Origin of the sequence: Streptomyces virginiae (assembly GCF_041432505.1) — a bacterium.
GTDB lineage: Bacteria > Actinomycetota > Actinomycetes > Streptomycetales > Streptomycetaceae > Streptomyces > Streptomyces virginiae_A.
The window spans coordinates 8,170,629-8,185,431 of record NZ_CP107871.1; the positions used below are offsets into that span (position 1 = coordinate 8,170,629).

13 protein-coding genes are annotated in these 14,803 nt (G+C 72.2%); 7 read left to right on the forward strand and 6 right to left on the reverse strand.

Features of this window, described 5'->3' with window-relative positions; genetic code table 11:
* Positions 1 to 129: 129 nt before the first annotated feature.
* Positions 130 to 2,319, forward strand: a complete 2,190-nt coding sequence (katG, locus tag OG624_RS37690; RefSeq protein WP_371640482.1) for a catalase/peroxidase HPI — start codon at positions 130 to 132, stop codon at positions 2,317 to 2,319.
* A 50-nt stretch (positions 2,320 to 2,369) separates the two neighbouring features.
* Here the strand turns inward: katG and dacB are convergent, their stop codons facing one another.
* The 4 genes from dacB to OG624_RS37710 form a co-directional block, all read right to left on the reverse strand.
* Positions 2,370 to 4,019: a D-alanyl-D-alanine carboxypeptidase/D-alanyl-D-alanine endopeptidase gene (gene dacB / locus OG624_RS37695; RefSeq protein WP_371640483.1), complete on the reverse strand. Its 1,650-nt coding sequence runs from the start codon at positions 4,017 to 4,019 to the stop codon at positions 2,370 to 2,372.
* 86 nt (positions 4,020 to 4,105) lie between these two features.
* A complete protein-coding gene (locus OG624_RS37700; protein WP_371640485.1) occupies positions 4,106 to 5,530 on the reverse strand; it encodes a carotenoid oxygenase family protein in 1,425 nt (474 codons plus the stop codon).
* A gap of 164 nt (positions 5,531 to 5,694) precedes the next feature.
* Positions 5,695 to 6,072, reverse strand: coding sequence for a hypothetical protein (locus tag OG624_RS37705; RefSeq protein ID WP_033216263.1), 378 nt, complete (start codon positions 6,070 to 6,072; stop codon positions 5,695 to 5,697).
* A gap of 95 nt (positions 6,073 to 6,167) precedes the next feature.
* The gene (locus OG624_RS37710; RefSeq protein WP_326749898.1) at positions 6,168 to 7,250 is read right to left on the reverse strand and encodes an FUSC family protein; all 1,083 of its coding nucleotides are present in this window, start codon (positions 7,248 to 7,250) and stop codon (positions 6,168 to 6,170) included.
* A gap of 174 nt (positions 7,251 to 7,424) precedes the next feature.
* Here OG624_RS37710 and OG624_RS37715 point away from each other — a divergent pair, with 174 nt between their 5' ends.
* Both OG624_RS37715 and OG624_RS37720 read left to right on the forward strand, forming a co-directional pair.
* Complete coding sequence (locus OG624_RS37715; protein WP_371640486.1) at positions 7,425 to 7,862, forward strand: Ig domain-containing protein; 438 nt, start codon at positions 7,425 to 7,427, stop codon at positions 7,860 to 7,862.
* A gap of 72 nt (positions 7,863 to 7,934) precedes the next feature.
* The gene (locus OG624_RS37720; protein ID WP_161294631.1) at positions 7,935 to 8,552 is read left to right on the forward strand and encodes a nucleoside/nucleotide kinase family protein; all 618 of its coding nucleotides are present in this window, start codon (positions 7,935 to 7,937) and stop codon (positions 8,550 to 8,552) included.
* Between the two features lie 110 nt (positions 8,553 to 8,662).
* On the opposite strand, the gene OG624_RS37725 is transcribed toward OG624_RS37720, so the two are convergent.
* Positions 8,663 to 9,268, reverse strand: a complete 606-nt coding sequence (locus OG624_RS37725; protein WP_033216271.1) for a GOLPH3/VPS74 family protein — start codon at positions 9,266 to 9,268, stop codon at positions 8,663 to 8,665.
* A 381-nt stretch (positions 9,269 to 9,649) separates the two neighbouring features.
* Here OG624_RS37725 and OG624_RS37730 point away from each other — a divergent pair, with 381 nt between their 5' ends.
* The 3 genes from OG624_RS37730 (at position 9,650) to OG624_RS37740 (ending at position 13,284) form a co-directional block, all read left to right on the forward strand.
* Complete coding sequence (locus OG624_RS37730; protein ID WP_371640487.1) at positions 9,650 to 10,747, forward strand: alpha/beta hydrolase; 1,098 nt, start codon at positions 9,650 to 9,652, stop codon at positions 10,745 to 10,747.
* Between the two features lie 102 nt (positions 10,748 to 10,849).
* Positions 10,850 to 11,422 carry a PadR family transcriptional regulator gene (locus tag OG624_RS37735; RefSeq protein ID WP_371640488.1) on the forward strand — a complete coding sequence of 191 codons (573 nt, stop codon included), beginning with the start codon at positions 10,850 to 10,852 and terminating at the stop codon, positions 11,420 to 11,422.
* Between the two features lie 125 nt (positions 11,423 to 11,547).
* On the forward strand, positions 11,548 to 13,284 hold the full coding sequence (locus tag OG624_RS37740; protein WP_033216277.1) for an acyl-CoA dehydrogenase family protein: 1,737 nt from the start codon (positions 11,548 to 11,550) through the stop codon (positions 13,282 to 13,284).
* 69 nt (positions 13,285 to 13,353) lie between these two features.
* Here the strand turns inward: OG624_RS37740 and OG624_RS37745 are convergent, their stop codons facing one another.
* A complete protein-coding gene (locus OG624_RS37745; RefSeq protein ID WP_033216279.1) occupies positions 13,354 to 14,085 on the reverse strand; it encodes an SDR family oxidoreductase in 732 nt (243 codons plus the stop codon).
* A 132-nt stretch (positions 14,086 to 14,217) separates the two neighbouring features.
* On the opposite strand from OG624_RS37745, the gene OG624_RS37750 reads away from it, so the two are divergent.
* Entirely contained in the window at positions 14,218 to 14,793 is a 576-nt protein-coding gene (locus tag OG624_RS37750; RefSeq protein ID WP_033216281.1) for a TetR/AcrR family transcriptional regulator, read from the forward strand.
* The last annotated feature ends 10 nt before the right edge of the window (positions 14,794 to 14,803 follow it).

Sequence of the window (14,803 nt, forward strand, 5' to 3'; positions counted from 1 at the left end):
CCGAGTGTTTTCCACCCGCCCACGCCCTGCGTGTTCTCTCCGCGGTGAGCCCTTCGGTGCGCGACCATACGGACGCGCCGACGCAAGCAGCCAGCAGATGGAAACATCGACACAGGAAGAAGGACGGACGTGTCCGGCAGCGACAGCGAGAACCCAGTAATCCCTGCCCCGACCCCCGCGCCGACTCGCCCCAGGTCGAATCGGGACTGGTGGCCGAACCAGCTGGACCTTCAGGTTCTGCACCAGCAATCGCCCCTGGCCGATCCCATGGGCGACGATTTCGACTACGCGGAAGAGTTCGCGACCCTGGACCTCGACGCCCTGAAGCGGGACGTCTTCGAGGTGATGACGGCCTCGCAGGACTGGTGGCCCGCGGACTACGGCCACTACGGACCGCTCTTCATCCGGATGAGCTGGCATTCCGCGGGAACGTACCGCATCGCCGACGGCCGGGGCGGCGGCGGTGCCGGCGCCCAGCGATTCGCCCCGCTCAACAGTTGGCCGGACAACGCGAGCCTCGACAAGGCCCGCCGTCTGCTGTGGCCGGTCAAGCAGAAATACGGTCGGAAGATCTCATGGGCCGACCTTTTGGTGTTCGCCGGTAACTGCGCGCTGGAATCCATGGGTTTCAAGACGTTCGGATTCGCTTTCGGGCGCGAGGACATCTGGGAACCCGATGAGGTTTTCTGGGGTCCCGAGGACACGTGGCTCGGGGACGAGCGCTACAGCGGCGACCGGGAACTCTCCGGCCCGTTCGGCGCCGTGCAGATGGGGCTCATCTATGTGAACCCGGAAGGCCCCAACGGGGACCCGAACCCGCTCGCCGCGGCCCGCGACATCCGTGAGACGTTCGCGCGCATGGCCATGAACGACGAGGAGACGGCCGCCCTCATCATCGGCGGTCACACCTTCGGCAAGTGCCACGGTGCGGTCGGCGCCGACTACATCGGACCCGAGCCGGAAGGCTGCCCGATCGAGCAGCAGGGCCTCGGCTGGAAGAACACCTACGGCAGCGGCAGTGGCGTCGACTCGCTCACCAGCGGTCTGGAGGGCGCGTGGACCACCCGGCCGACGACGTGGGACAACGGCTACCTGGACAACCTGTTCGCGTACGAGTGGGAGCTGACCACGAGCCCGGCCGGCGCGCAGCAGTGGACCCCCAAGGACCCCGCGGCCCAGGGCACGGTGCCGGACGCCCATGACCCGGCGAAGAAGCACGCTCCGATGATGCTGACGACGGACCTCGCGCTGCGGATGGACCCGGTCTACGCACCGATCGCGAAGAGCTTCCACGAGAACCCGGACAAGCTCGCCGAGGCGTTCGCCAAGGCCTGGTACAAGCTGCTGCACCGCGACATGGGCCCGATCTCGCGCTACCTCGGCCCGTGGGTGCCCGAACCCCAGCTGTGGCAGGACCCCGTACCCGCGGTCGATCACGAGCTGGTCGGTCCCGAGGACGTCGCCGCCCTCAAGCGCACGATCCTCGACTCGGGGTTGTCCCTCCCGCAGCTGGTCACGGCGGCGTGGGCGGCGGCGTCGAGCTTCCGCGGCACGGACATGCGGGGCGGGGCCAACGGAGCCCGGATCCGGCTCGCGCCGCAGAAGGACTGGGAGGTCAACGACCTGCCCGAGGTGGCCGAAGTGCTTCGGACACTCGAAGGGATCCAGCGGGACTTCGACGGCGCGCAGAGCGGCGGGAAGAAGGTCTCGCTCGCCGACCTGATCGTGCTGGGCGGCTGCGCGGCCGTCGAACAGGGCGCGAAGAACGCCGGGTACGCCATCGAGGTGCCGTTCGCGCCGGGCCGCACGGACGCCTCGCAGGAGCAGACGGATGTGGAATCCTTCGCCGTCCTCGAACCCAAGGCGGACGGCTTCCGCAACTATCTGCGGGCGGGCGAGAAGCTGTCGCCGGAGACGCTGCTGCTGGACCGTGCCAACCTGCTGAACCTGACCGCCCCCGAGATGACGGTGCTCATCGGCGGGATGCGGGCGCTGAACACCGGCTTCCGGCAGTCCCGGCACGGCGTCTTCACGGACCGGCCCGAGGCGCTGACCAACGACTTCTTCGTGAACCTGCTCGACATGGGCACGCGGTGGAAGGCGTCGGAGTCGACCGAGAACGTGTTCGAGGGCCGGGACCACGCCACGGGCCAGGTCAGGTGGACGGCGACCGCGGTGGACCTCGTCTTCGGTTCGCACGCCCAGCTCCGGGCGCTCTCGGAAGTCTACGCGGCGCAGGACGCGGGCGAGAAGTTCGTCCGTGACTTCGTCTCCGCCTGGGACAAGGTGATGAACCTCGACCGGTTCGACCTCGCATAGGTTTCCTTCGGACCGCCGGCCGGGGCCCTTTCGGCAGGGCCCCGGACCGGTCAGGGCGCCGAGGACTCCTGGAGGTAGGCGGCGATCATCGCGAGGTCGTTGGCGATGGTCAGTACCTCGGTGGGGTCGGCGCCCGGTGTGGAGGCGCCGTTGACGCCCGCGTAGAAGGTGTCGAAGCGGCCGCCGCCCTTGTCCAGATAGCCCGCGATGGTGATCGCGCCGACGGCCAGCCGGTCGTTGAGGGCGTCACCGCCGACGGCCGCGCCGGTCTTGGCGAACACCTTCCCCCGGGCCGGGCAGCCGCGGCAGTTCTCGGCCAGCAGACCGTCGACCCCCAGGATCGGCAGAGCCTCCCGGAACAGTCGGGCGTCGGGGGTCCGCTGCCAGTACGCCAGCATCTGCACCAGCACCTGAGGGGTGGCCCGGTCGGCGGGGTTGCCGCCCCGGCCGTCCATGAGCTGCGCCTGCTCACGGTCCACGCCGGCCTGGTCGAGGAAGTCGGCGAGCACCGGGAAGCCCGCCGGACACCGGTCGCTCTTCGCCGTGACGGCCAGGAGGCAGATGCCGAGGTTGGCGCCCAGGTTGTGGCTGACCTTGAGGATCAGCTTGGCGTACTGGGCGTAGGGCGGGGAGGTGTACGCCGCCACCCGCGGCCGCCCGTCGTAGTCGCTCGGCAGCCGCCCCACCGGGTTGGCGCCCGTCGGGTCGGCGGTGACGTGCACCCCGGCGCGTTCGAGGGCCTCGATCAGCGCGACGCGTCCGAAGCCGGCCGGGTCCACGATCGGGGAGGTGCGCAGCAGTGGTTCGGAGCCCGCCGCGATCGTTCCGGTCAGCCGGATGCGGGTTCCGCCGTCGGTGGCCGTCACCGTGATCGCGGTCGGCCTCCCGGCCGCCACGGTCTTCACCGACGAGGTGACCTCGTAGGGCGCGACCTTGGGCCGCCAGTCCAGCCGTGCGTCCGCGCCGGGTCGGTCCCCGGGGGTGGTCATGAGGTCGATCAGGTTGTCGTTGATGATCAGCGGCGTCGGGGTGGGGACGAGCTCCGGGTCGGGGAGGAACAGCCGACTGTCGACGATCACGTCGCCGTCGACGCGGGTGATGCCGGAGTCGCGCACCTGCCGGGCGAGCTGGTCGATCCCGGCGAGCGGGTTCTGCGGGGTGAGGGTCGCGCCGGGGAAGTCGTTGGCGTAGGTGTGGTCGAGGTCGGTGTACGCGACCGTGCCGTCGGGGCGCGTCCGGCCGCCCATGGTGAGGTCGCCCTGGGCGACGAGGTCGAGGTCGCCGGTCAGCGTCGCGCCGTCGCGCTCCCCGACCGCGTAGAGCGGGGTCACGAAGCGGTGGTCGGCGCCGAGGGTGTGCCACGGGCCCGAGACGCTGAGCAGTTTGGCAGTGGATCCGGGGATGAAGAACTGCTCGGGGAAGAGACTGTGCACCACGCGGCCGTCGTCAGGGTCGGTCTGCAGCAGGCCCCACTGGGCGTTGCGGTAGTCCGGCTTGCGCATGATCGCCCTGATGCGCGGGTCGAGGCCCCCGAGGCCCGTGTCGCCGGTCGCGGACGGCGACGTGCCCGTGGACGGGGTCGGGGTCGGGGTCGGGTCCGCGCCGGTGGCGGTCCCCGAGGCGAGGGCCACGAACAGCAGGGCGGCGCAGGCGGCGGCCAGGCCGCGCCGTATCGGTGCGAGGTGGAACGGTCTGCTCACAGCGCGCTCCGTTCGTCGCGGCGCTCTCCTCCCGAGGCCAAGCAACAGCGTGGCACGGCCCCGCCGCGCGGGCGCGCCGGACGGGTTCACTCCTCGGTCGGCAGCCAGCAGCCGTGCAGGCCGAGCGGGACGCGCACGGGGATACGGGCGCGCGCCACCGGGCCGGCGGCGGGGTCCTCTGCGGGGATGACCAGGAACCAGCTCGACCCGTCGGTGCGGTCCGTGGCGAAGGTCAGCCAGTGGCCGCCCTCCTCGGAGCCGGGCTCGGGGGCGAAGACCGGCTCGCCGACGGAGAGGTCCCCGGCCGACCAGACGCGGGAGGTGCCGGTCTCGTCGTCGTACCAGCGCACGGCGTCGTACTCGCCCGGCAGCAGATCCGTCCGCCCGGTCTCGGTGGCCAGCGCGGTGTACCGGTGGCGCCGGCCGATGCGCCGGTCGTCGACCCGCGGGAACTCCACCCGGGAGTCGTCCAGCGGGGTACGGGCCATGCTGCCGGCGGCCGGGTCGAGGCGTGCCCGCATCAGGCCGCCGCTGATCGGGCCGGTGTCCTCCTCGGGGCCGCCGACGGTCAGCCTGCTCCACTGCACGTAGTCGAGGACCACCGGGGCGTCCGGGCCCGGGCCGTCGTCGTACGCGTTCACGGTGTGCCACGTCCAGAACGCCTCGTCGGACGCCCAGCGCACCGGTCCGCCGTCGCGCGGGATCAGCGCCACCCGGGTGCCGCGTTCGGGCCGCCAGGCCAGGAAGGAGCCGCCCGCCATGGCCGCGGCGAGGTCGAAGAAGGCCGGGGCGAGGACGAGAACGGCGTAGCGGCCGGTCAGAGCCATGTCGTGGATCATCATCGGCTCGTCCACCCCGTCGACCGGGGTGGGCCCGCGGCTGACCGCGCCGTGGCGGTCGATGACGGACCAGGTCAGGTAGGGCGGCTCCAGGCCGTAGCAGAAGACGACCATCTCGCCCGTGACCGGGTCGATCTTGGGGTGGGCGGTGATGCCGGCGGGCAGCGCCCCGCCGAACTCCTCGCGGCCCAGCGTCGCCAGTTCGGAGTCGACCCGGAAGGGGCAGGCCGACTCGGCGAGGGCCAGCAGCCGGCCGGCGTGCCGGACCACGTTGATGTCGGGCATGTCCCGGAAGGTGCCGGCGAGCTCCGGTCCCACCTGGTCGGCGTCCGGCACGACCATCGATGCGAGGCCGCCCCACAGGGCCCGGCCGGCCCGTTCCTCGGCCAGCAGCGCGGGGGTACGGACGAAGCGGTTGCGGTAGCGGGCCCGGCCGCCGGAGACCCACACACCGTGCAGCATCCCGTCGCCGTCGATGGGGTACAGGTACGAGCCGATCGGCGTGAACCGCGGATTGGGGCCGTTGCGCAGGTACAGGCCGTCCAGGGAGTCGGGCAGCTCGCCCGTCACCTCCAGGTCCGCGACGTCGACCTCCTCGGACACGGGTGCGAAGGACCCCAGCAGGTGGGGGACACGAGTGGGGTCGAAGCGGGGTGGGACGTACGTGTTCACGGGACCTCCCGGGTGCGCGGTCCGCCATGGGCGCGCTGGTACGGCACCTTCCAGTGAAACGCGCGCCGGGTGAGGGTGCCAGACGGCCGCGCGCGGCCGCGGACCGGGCCCGGGCGGGCCTCGGGGTCGGCGTCGGACCGGCCGCGGACCGGCTTCGGGCGGCCTCAGGCGGAGGTGAAGAGTTCCTCGTGCGCGCCGTCGAGGACGAATCCGTTGTCGAAGCGGACGCGGACCGTCACGCGGACCTTCTGCTCCTGGAACGCGATCCACGCGGGTTCCAGGGAAGCGACCTTCTCCTCCAGCTGCTTCCTGCTGCCCTCGGGCATCTGATGGCCGAAGGAGTCGAGGAGCGACTTCAGGCGCTCGTACTCACGGACGTCCTCGCCGCTCTGCGGCTGGTGCTCGTCCACCCGCTCGACCGTGCCTTCGGCACCCGATGCCAGGGCCAGGAACCCGGCGACGGCTTCCCCCGCCGCGGTGACCGAACCGGTCAGCGTGAGGTCCTCGGTCAGCCTCACCCGGAGGCCTTCGTTCAACGTCATCGTTCCTTCATCTCCCCGGTCGGTGCCCGAGCCTATCGGTGGCCCGCGCGCCGGCCCCGACCGGCACCGCTCGGCAGGAGAACGCCATGGGCCGGTCAGCGGCGGGCCGACAGGTGGGCGGCGACGGCCTCGTGGGTCAGGTGCAGACCCGCCCGCAGGACCGCGTCGTGCCGGGTGGGGTGGGCCGCGCGGTGGGCGAGGTCCAGCTCGCGGGCCCGGTCGAGGTCCGCGGCGCAGTCCGCGCCGCGCAGGGCGGCGTCCAGCGCGCGGGCGGTGGCCCGTACCAGCGGGGCGAGGTCGCGCAGGGCCGGGTCGGGTACGGGCGTCCCGGGGGGTCGGTCGGGGCCGTCGGTCCGGGCGCGCTCCCGGAGTTCCTCGGTGAAGTACTGGAGGGTGAGGGCGGTTCGGGCGGCGAGCCTCAGCCGCTCCTCCAGCCCGTCCGGCGGTCGGGCGGGCGTGCGCAGGTACAGCCGGGGGAGCCGGGTGCGCCGAGCGGCCCGCTCGTACGCCGCGAGGCCGCCGCGGGGTCGCAGCCACAGCTCCGCGTCCTCGGGGAGCCCCGGGACGGTGGGCGGTCCGCCGGCGCCGAGCCGGGCGGCGACCGTGCCGAGGAGGTCGTCGAGTTCGCCCCGGTACGTGTCGAGTCCGGTCGCGGCCGTCCGGTACGGGTCCGGCGGCCAGAGCAGTGGGCCCAGCAGGACCACGGTGGCGATGCCGACGGCGCTCTCCGCGAGGCGGGCCACGGCATAGCCGGGGAGAGCGGTCGCGTAGATCACCAGTGCGCTGACCAGGACCTGCTGGTTGGGGGCGCCGCCCTGGTACATCAGGTACATGCCCGCGCAGCCGCAGGCCAGTACGGCCAGGAAGGACGCCGACGCGACCACCGACAGCGAGGCCACGGAGGAGGCCGTGGGAGGCGGCAGCCAGTGCAGCACGAGGGTGGTCAGCGCCACGCCGACGACGACGCCCACGAGCCGTTCCCACCCGCGCCGCGGGGCGTCGTACACGTCGTCACGGAGGATCAGGACGGCCGGCAGGGCGGCCGGCACGGGAACCGTGCTCGTGCCCCACCACAGACAAAGGAACCAGGGCACGGCGGCGCACACGGCCAGGCGGACGGCGGAGCGCAGTCGCGCGCGGGGCGGTGGGGCGAGCGGGACGGCGACCGTACCGGACATGGCGGACATCGTAGGCCCGGGCGGTCGGCCTCGGCGCCATCGACGGGACGGCCGGGCCCGCCTATGATTCCGACGCGCCACGCACCTCGAACACGCATACCCGCAACGGGTGATGGCGGCCTCCGGGATCCGTACCGGAAACGCCGCCCCCGCCCGACGAGTTCGGAGGTTCTGTTGAGCACACGCACGCGCACTCCCGCACGCACACGCGTCCCGCGCAGACCGGCGGCGCTGGCCGTCGGCCTGGCGGCGGTCCTGGCGGCGTCGGTCGGTCCGTCCTTCGCCGCGCCGCACGGCTCGACCGGTTCCGCGGTGACGCGCACGGTGGCCACCGCCGCCCCGTCCGTGGTCAACCCGGGCAACCAGGTGTCCCTCCAGTACGACTCCGCGTACCTGCCCATGACCGCCACCGGCGGCACGGCTCCCTACACCTGGTCGGCGGTCAACCTGCCGGTCGGTGCCTCGATCAATTCCTCGACCGGCCTGATCTCGGGCCTCCTGCGCGGCAGCGGCATCCGCACGGTGACCGTCACCGCCAAGGACGTCACCGGTGCGACCGCGTCCGCCACCTTCACCTGGCGCGTGATCCGCGACGCCTGCCCCCGCTGCTGACCGGGCGGCCCGGCGCCCCGCTCAGCGCCGGGGCAGGGGCGCCGGGCCGCACCCCTCGGGCAGGATGTGCGGATGAGTACGACGGAACCGGTGGCAAGGGCGGTGGCGCTGGCCGCGCCGGGCGAGCGGCGCGTCCTGGGCATCGCCGGGCCACCGGGCGCCGGGAAGTCGACGCTGGCCGCCCGACTCGCGGACGCGCTCGGGCCCGGGCGGGCCGTCGTGGTCCCGATGGACGGGTTCCACCTCGCCCAGGCCGAATTGGACCGGCTGGGGCGCGCCGACCGCAAGGGCGCCCCGGACACCTTCGACGCGGCGGGGTACGTCTGCCTGCTGCGCCGGCTCCGCGCGCCGCACGGGCCCACGGTGTACGCGCCCGCCTTCGACCGTCGCCTGGAGGAGCCGATCGCGGGCAGCATCCCCGTCCCCCCGGACGTACCGCTGGTGATCACCGAGGGGAACTATCTGCTGCACGACGCGGGGGAGTGGGCCTCGGTACGCCCCCTGCTGGACGAGGCCTGGTACCTCGCCCCGTCCGAGGAGCTGCGCCTGGAGCGGCTGATCGAGCGTCACGTACGGCACGGCAAGGACCCCGCGTACGCGCGCGCCTGGGTGGCTCGATCGGACGAGGTCAACGCGCGCCTCGTCGCCCGGGGCCGGCGCCGCGCCGATCTCGTCCTCGACGCCGGCTGACGGGCCCGCGCCGGCCCGGGGCCGGACTCACCGAGTGACGACGAGGTGGCGACGGTCGCCCGTTGCCCCACGACACCCCGTGGGGCACCGACCACTCGGCGCCCCACGGGTCACGGGACGCGCCAGACGTTGGCGAACGCCGCGTTCTCGATGGACCGCCGCTGGCGTACGGCCTCCAGTTCCATCACGGCGTCGCCGACGACGGCCAGGACGGTCGTCACCGCTTCGTCGTCCGGGCCCGGTTCGTCGTCGGAGCGCGGTTCGCGGACGCCCACGGCCGCGCCGAGCGAGGCGAGCACGGGCTCGTCCGACTCCCAGCGGCTGAGCGCCTGGCGGTGAGCGGGCGTATCGGCCACTTCCAGGTGGTCCGTGCCGAAGGGCAGCAGGCCGCGCCGCCCCCGGGTCAACTGACCGGCTTCCTCCAGCGCGGCCTGGTACGAGGTGGAGAGATCGCGGCCGCGGCGCCACAGCCAGTCCTCGACCCGTTCGTACGGCGCCTGCCGGGTGAGCGCCGACGAGGCCTCGGCCAGGAGCTCGTCGTCCAGCCCGGGCAGGCCGCCCGGCACGATGCGGTCGCCGTCCAGCACGGCGGCCTGCGCGTCGAGGAGATCGATCAGCTCGGCGCCGGCGAGGGCGAGCGACAGGTCACCCTGCCCGACGGAACGGTCCGGCGGCGGATCCATGGCGATGATGAACAGGTCTTTCGCCGTGCTCATGAACGGCTCCCCTCGGAGTCATCGGAAGTCGGATCCCGCTGATCACCTTCCTATGGTCGCACCAACGCCCACCACCGCCCCAGGGTTCCCGAACTTCGCCCGGACGGACGCCTGGCCGGGTGCGTCACTCCAACAGAGCCTGGCCGACGTAGCCGCCCGGTCGGGGGCGGTGTGTTCGGCGCCGCCGGTGAACGGGGAGCCGTCGGCCGCGCCTCTTCGGACCTGGCTCGGTCGAAGGCACGAAGGCGAGGTCCGTACCGGTGGATTTCTCCGGAAGGGAACGCGGGGCCCGATCCGTCCCTCTTGCCTGGTGCGCTACCCGCCGGTAGCGCTCCGGACCCGAGCGTCCGGACAGGGACGGTGCAAAGGGTTCGCTGATTCATGGGTCTGACGAGTGGCACGCTCATGGCGGGCGTCGTGGTGTGTGCGGCGCTGCTGTTCGCCCTCACGGTGGGTCTGTGGCCCCGGCTGGCGCGGCCCGGCGTCCGGTGGGTACTGGGACGCGTCGGGTTGCTCGTACTGGTGCAGTTGATGGTGCTCGCGTCGGTCGGCGCCGCGGCCAACCGCACCTTCCTCCTCTACGACTCCTGGTCCGACCTCGCGGGGACCAGGCCCCAGGCTCCGGCCGCCCCGGGCGGGGCCGCCGTGGAGGTGCTGGGCCGGCAGGCCCCGGAGGTGCCCGGCGGTCGGAACCCGCAGGTGGGTGGCGTGATCGAGAAGGTGACGATTCACGGTGAGCGGTCCCGGGCCGCCGCCGAGGCGTACGTCTACCTGCCGCCGGAGTACTTCGACAAGACGGACGAGCAGCGCAGGTTCCCGGCGGCCGTCGTCCTCACGGGCTACCCGGGCATGGCCGAGAACCTCATCAAGAAGCTGCACTACCCGCGCCTGGCGTGGAGCCTGGCGAAGCAGAAGCGCATGCAACCGATGATCCTGGTGATGATGCGGCCCACCATCGCCGCGCCCAACACCCAGTGCGTGGACGTCCCCAGGGGCCCGCAGAGCGAGGCCTTCTTCGGCGCGGACGTCGTCAAGGCGGTCTCCGGCACCTACCGCGTGGGCACCTCGTCGCGGAGCTGGGGCATCATCGGCGACTCCACCGGAGGCTACTGCGCCCTGAAGATGGCGGTGCAGCATCCGGAGGCGTACACGGTCGGCGTGGGGCTCTCGGCGGAGTACCGGCCCGAGATAGACAAGGACTCGGGTGATCTGTTCAAGGGGAACAAGGACGAGGAGAAGCGATCCGACCTGCTGTGGCACCTGGACCACCGACCGCAGGGCAACTCCTCGTTCCTGGTGACCTCTTCCCTGCGGGGCGAGCCGAACTACGGCGAGACGCAGGAGTTCGTCCGCAAGGTGAAGGCGCCCGCGCACGTCTCGTCGATCATCCTCGACAGCGGCGGCCACAGCTTCAACACCTGGCTCCGGGAGATCCCGCCCGCGCTCGTCTGGACGGGTGCGCGGCTCGGCGCCGAGTGAGCGGGTCGGCGAGCGGGTAGGTGGGCGGGGCGGCGGGTGAGCCGCGTCTCACCTGACCCCTGCCGCTTGTCTATGCAACGAGTTGCATAGAAAGATCGGGGCATGGCGCTCGACCACGCGATCCTCGTCTCCCTGCTGGAGAAGCCGGGCTCCGGCTATGAGCTGGCCCGCCGGTTCGACCGGTCCATCGGCTACTTCTGGACCGCCACCCACCAGCAGATCTACCGCGTGCTGGGGCGTATGGAGGGCAACGGACTGCTCGCCGCCCGGGAGGTCCCGCAGCAGGGCCGACCGGACAAGAAGGAGTACTCCGTCGCCGACCCCGGCCGCGCCGCCCTCGCCGAGTGGCTGCACGAGCCGATCGAACCCGAGAGCCTGCGCCACGACCTCGCCGTCAAGATCCGTGGCGCGGCCTTCGACGACCCGGCCGCGCTGATCCACGAGGTCGAACGGCACCACCGGGCGCACAGCGACCGACTGGCCCGCTATCTCGCCGGTGAACGGCGCGACTTCACCGGGCCGCAGGCTTCCGCACCGCTCGACGCCGGTCAGGAGCTCCAGCACGTCGTGCTGCGCGGCGGTATCGCGTTCGAGCGGATGACGATCGCCTGGCTCGACGACGTCCTCGACACCCTCCACCGGCTCGGCGGTACGGCGCCGACCGCCACCGCCTGAACGTCGCCCGGATCCCTCGCGCCGCTGCCGACCGCACCGCACCGCACCCGGCCGCTCAGCACCCCCCACGCGTGCGCTCGACCCCCTCCCCGCCCCTCCTCCAGCCCCTCGGAAGGTGAACCCTCATGGCAGACGCCCTGCTCTTCAACCCGCACACGTACGACCCGGCGCACTTCGACCCCGAGACCCGCAGGCTGCTGCGCGCCACCGTCGACTGGTTCGAGAGCCGCGGCAAGCGCCGGCTGATCGAGGACTACCGCTCCCGCGCCTGGCTCGCCGACTTCCTCGCCTTCTCGGCGAAGGAGGGCCTCTTCGCGACCTTCCTGACCCCGGCCACCGCCGCCGGCGAGGGGGAGTCGGACAAGCGCTGGGACACCGCGCGGATCGCCGCCCTGAACGAGATCTTCGGCTTCTACGGCCTCGACTACTGGTACGCCTGGCAGGTCACCATCCTCGGCCTCGGCCCGGTCTGGCAGAGCGACAACGCCGACGCCCGCGACCGCGCCGCCCAGCTGCTCGCCGAGGGCGAGGTGTTCGCCTTCGGCCTGTCCGAGAAGACCCACGGCGCCGACATCTACTCCACCGACATGCTGCTGCGGCCGTACGTCGACGCATCCGGTGCCGCCGGATTCCGTGCGAGCGGCTCCAAGTACTACATCGGCAACGGCAACGCCGCCGGCCTCGTCTCCGTCTTCGGTCGCCGCACCGACATCGAGGGCCCCGACGGCTACGTCTTCTTCGCCGCCGACAGCCGCCACCCGGCGTACAACCTGGTGAAGAACGTCGTCGACTCCTCCAAGTACGTCAGCGAGTTCCGCCTCGACGACTACCCGGTCCGCGCCGAGGACGTCCTGCACACCGGCAAGGCGGCCTTCGACGCCGCCCTGAACACCGTCAACGTCGGCAAGTTCAACCTCTGCACCGCCTCCATCGGCATCTGCGAGCACGCGATGTACGAGGCCGTCACCCACGCGCACAACCGGGTCCTCTACGGTCGCCCCGTCACCGCCTTCCCGCACGTGCGCCGGGAGCTGGCCGACGCGTACGTCCGCCTGGTCGGGATGAAGCTCTTCAGCGACCGCGCCGTCGACTACTTCCGCTCCGCCGGCCCGGACGACCGCCGCTACCTGCTCTTCAACCCGATGACGAAGATGAAGGTGACCACGGAGGGCGAGAAGGTCATCGACCTGATGTGGGACGTCATCGCGGCCAAGGGCTTCGAGAAGGACAACTACTTCGCGCAAGCGGCCATCGAGATCCGTGGACTGCCCAAGCTGGAGGGCACGGTCCACGTCAACCTCGCGCTGATCCTCAAGTTCATGCGCAACCACCTGCTGAACCCGGCCGAGTACCCGGCCGTACCGACCCGGCTCGACGCGGCCGACGACGCCTTCCTGTTCCGGCAGGGCCCGGCCCGCGGCCTGGGCGCCGTGCAGTTCCACGACTGGCGGACCGCCTACGACGCGTACGCCGACGTGCCGAACGTGGCCCGGTTCCGCGAGCAGGCCGACGCCCTCTGCGCCTTCGTGGCCACCGTCGCCCCGGACGAGGAGCAGAGCCGCGACCTCGACTTCCTCCTCTCGGTGGGCCAGCTGTTCGCGCTCGTCGTCTACGGCCAGCTGATCCTGGAGCAGGCCCGCCTGACGGACCTGGACGGGTCGGTGCTCGACGAGCTGTTCTCCGTCCTCGTCCGCGACTTCTCCGGCCACGCGGTCGAGCTGTACGGCAAGGACTCCGCGACGGCCGCCCAGCAGGACTGGGCGATGGGCGCGGTGCGGCGTCCGGTCGTCGACGAGGAGCGGGCGGCGCGCGTCTGGGCGCGGGTCGAGGCCCTGTCCGGCACGTACGAGATGGCTCCGTAGGAACGCGGTCCCGGGGGACCGGCACGGCACGGCTTCGCCGCGGCCGGTGCCGGTCCCCGTCCCGGGTGTTCAGGCCTGCGCGGTGGGGCGCACGACGATGTCGCCCACGTCGACACCGTCCGGCTGCTCGACGGCGAAGGCGATGGCACGGGCCACCGCGTCCGGGGACAGCGCGGTCTCCATCATCCGGTCGATCCGGGCCCGCGCCTGCGGGTCCATGCGCTCCGTGAAGTCCGTGCGCACGGCCCCCGGCGACACGACGGTCACGCGCAGCGCGTCCCCGGCCTCCTGGCGCAGGCCCTCGGAGATCGTGCGCACCGCGTTCTTGGTGCCCGCGTACACCGACTGGAGCGGTACGACGCGCAGTCCGGCGGTGGACACGGTGTTGACGAAGTGTCCGGAGCCCTGCTCCCGGAAGACGGGGAGCGCCGCGGCGATCCCGTAGAGGACGCCCTTGAGGTTGACGTCGATCATCTCCTCCCAGTCCTCGACGCGCAGTTCGTCGAGCGGGGAGATGAGCCCCACCCCGGCGTTGCTGACGAGGACGTCGAGCCTGCCGTACCGCTCCCGCGCCAGGCCGACGAGGCCGGACAGGTCGGCGCGTCGCGTCACGTCCGTACGGATCCAGGCGGCTCGGCCGCCGGCCCGCTCGATCCGGGCGGCCAGCGCCTCCAGCCGCTCCGTGCGACGTGCGCCGAGGACCACCTTCGCGCCCCGCTCGGCGAGCAGGAGGGCGGTCGCCTCACCGATACCGCTGCCGGCGCCGGTGACGGCGACGACCTTGCCTTCGATTCCCGACATACCGGGAGTCCCTTCGGAAGAGGAATGGGCAGGCCAGGCCATGCCCTAGAGTATAAGTGGAGGCGCCGCCACTTCAGCTCACACTAAGTGGAGGCTCCTCCACTTAGCAAGTGAGGAACGAGGGAGCCACTGATGGCCGCAGACGCGGGACGCCCGCTCAGAGCCGACGCGCAGCGCAACCGGGACAAGATCCTGGCCGCCGCGGTACGCGTGTTCACCGAGCAGGGGCTGGAGGCGCACTTCGAGCGCATCGCCAAGGAAGCCGGCGTGGGCACCGGCACCCTCTACCGCAACTTCCCCACCAAGGAAGCCCTCATCGAGGCGGCCTACCGCAACGAGGTCGCCCGACTGTGCGACTCCGTCCCCACCTTGCTGGCGAGCCTGCCGCCGTACGAGGCCCTCCGCGCCTGGACGCGCCGCTTCATCGACTACGCCACCGCCAAGATGGGCATGGCCGACGCGATGCGGGCGGTCCTCGCCGCGGGGACCGACCCCTACACCGACAGCCGCCGGATGATCCAGGACGCCCTTACGTCCCTCATGGACGCCTGCGCCGCCGCGGGCGCGATCAGGACCGACATCAGCTCGACCGACATGTTCGCCGCCCTCGCGGGCATCGCCCTCACCTCCGCCGGCCCCGACCGGCGGGACCAGGCCGAACGCCTCCTCGACCTCAACCTGGACGGGCTGCGCCTCGCGCGTCCGTAGGAGTGGCGGC

Excerpts from the sequence above, each read along its gene's own strand:
- OG624_RS37705 (WP_033216263.1), bottom strand. The coding sequence starts at position 6,072 with ATGACGTTGAACGAAGGCCTCCGGGTGAGGCTGACCGAGGACCTCACG.
- OG624_RS37710 (WP_326749898.1), bottom strand. The coding sequence starts at position 7,250 with ATGTCCGGTACGGTCGCCGTCCCGCTCGCCCCACCGCCCCGCGCGCGA.
- OG624_RS37720 (WP_161294631.1), top strand. The coding sequence starts at position 7,935 with ATGAGTACGACGGAACCGGTGGCAAGGGCGGTGGCGCTGGCCGCGCCG.
- OG624_RS37725 (WP_033216271.1), bottom strand. The coding sequence starts at position 9,268 with ATGAGCACGGCGAAAGACCTGTTCATCATCGCCATGGATCCGCCGCCG.
- OG624_RS37730 (WP_371640487.1), top strand. The coding sequence starts at position 9,650 with ATGGGTCTGACGAGTGGCACGCTCATGGCGGGCGTCGTGGTGTGTGCG.
- OG624_RS37735 (WP_371640488.1), top strand. The coding sequence starts at position 10,850 with ATGGCGCTCGACCACGCGATCCTCGTCTCCCTGCTGGAGAAGCCGGGC.
- OG624_RS37740 (WP_033216277.1), top strand. The coding sequence starts at position 11,548 with ATGGCAGACGCCCTGCTCTTCAACCCGCACACGTACGACCCGGCGCAC.
- OG624_RS37745 (WP_033216279.1), bottom strand. The coding sequence starts at position 14,085 with ATGTCGGGAATCGAAGGCAAGGTCGTCGCCGTCACCGGCGCCGGCAGC.
- OG624_RS37750 (WP_033216281.1), top strand. The coding sequence starts at position 14,218 with ATGGCCGCAGACGCGGGACGCCCGCTCAGAGCCGACGCGCAGCGCAAC.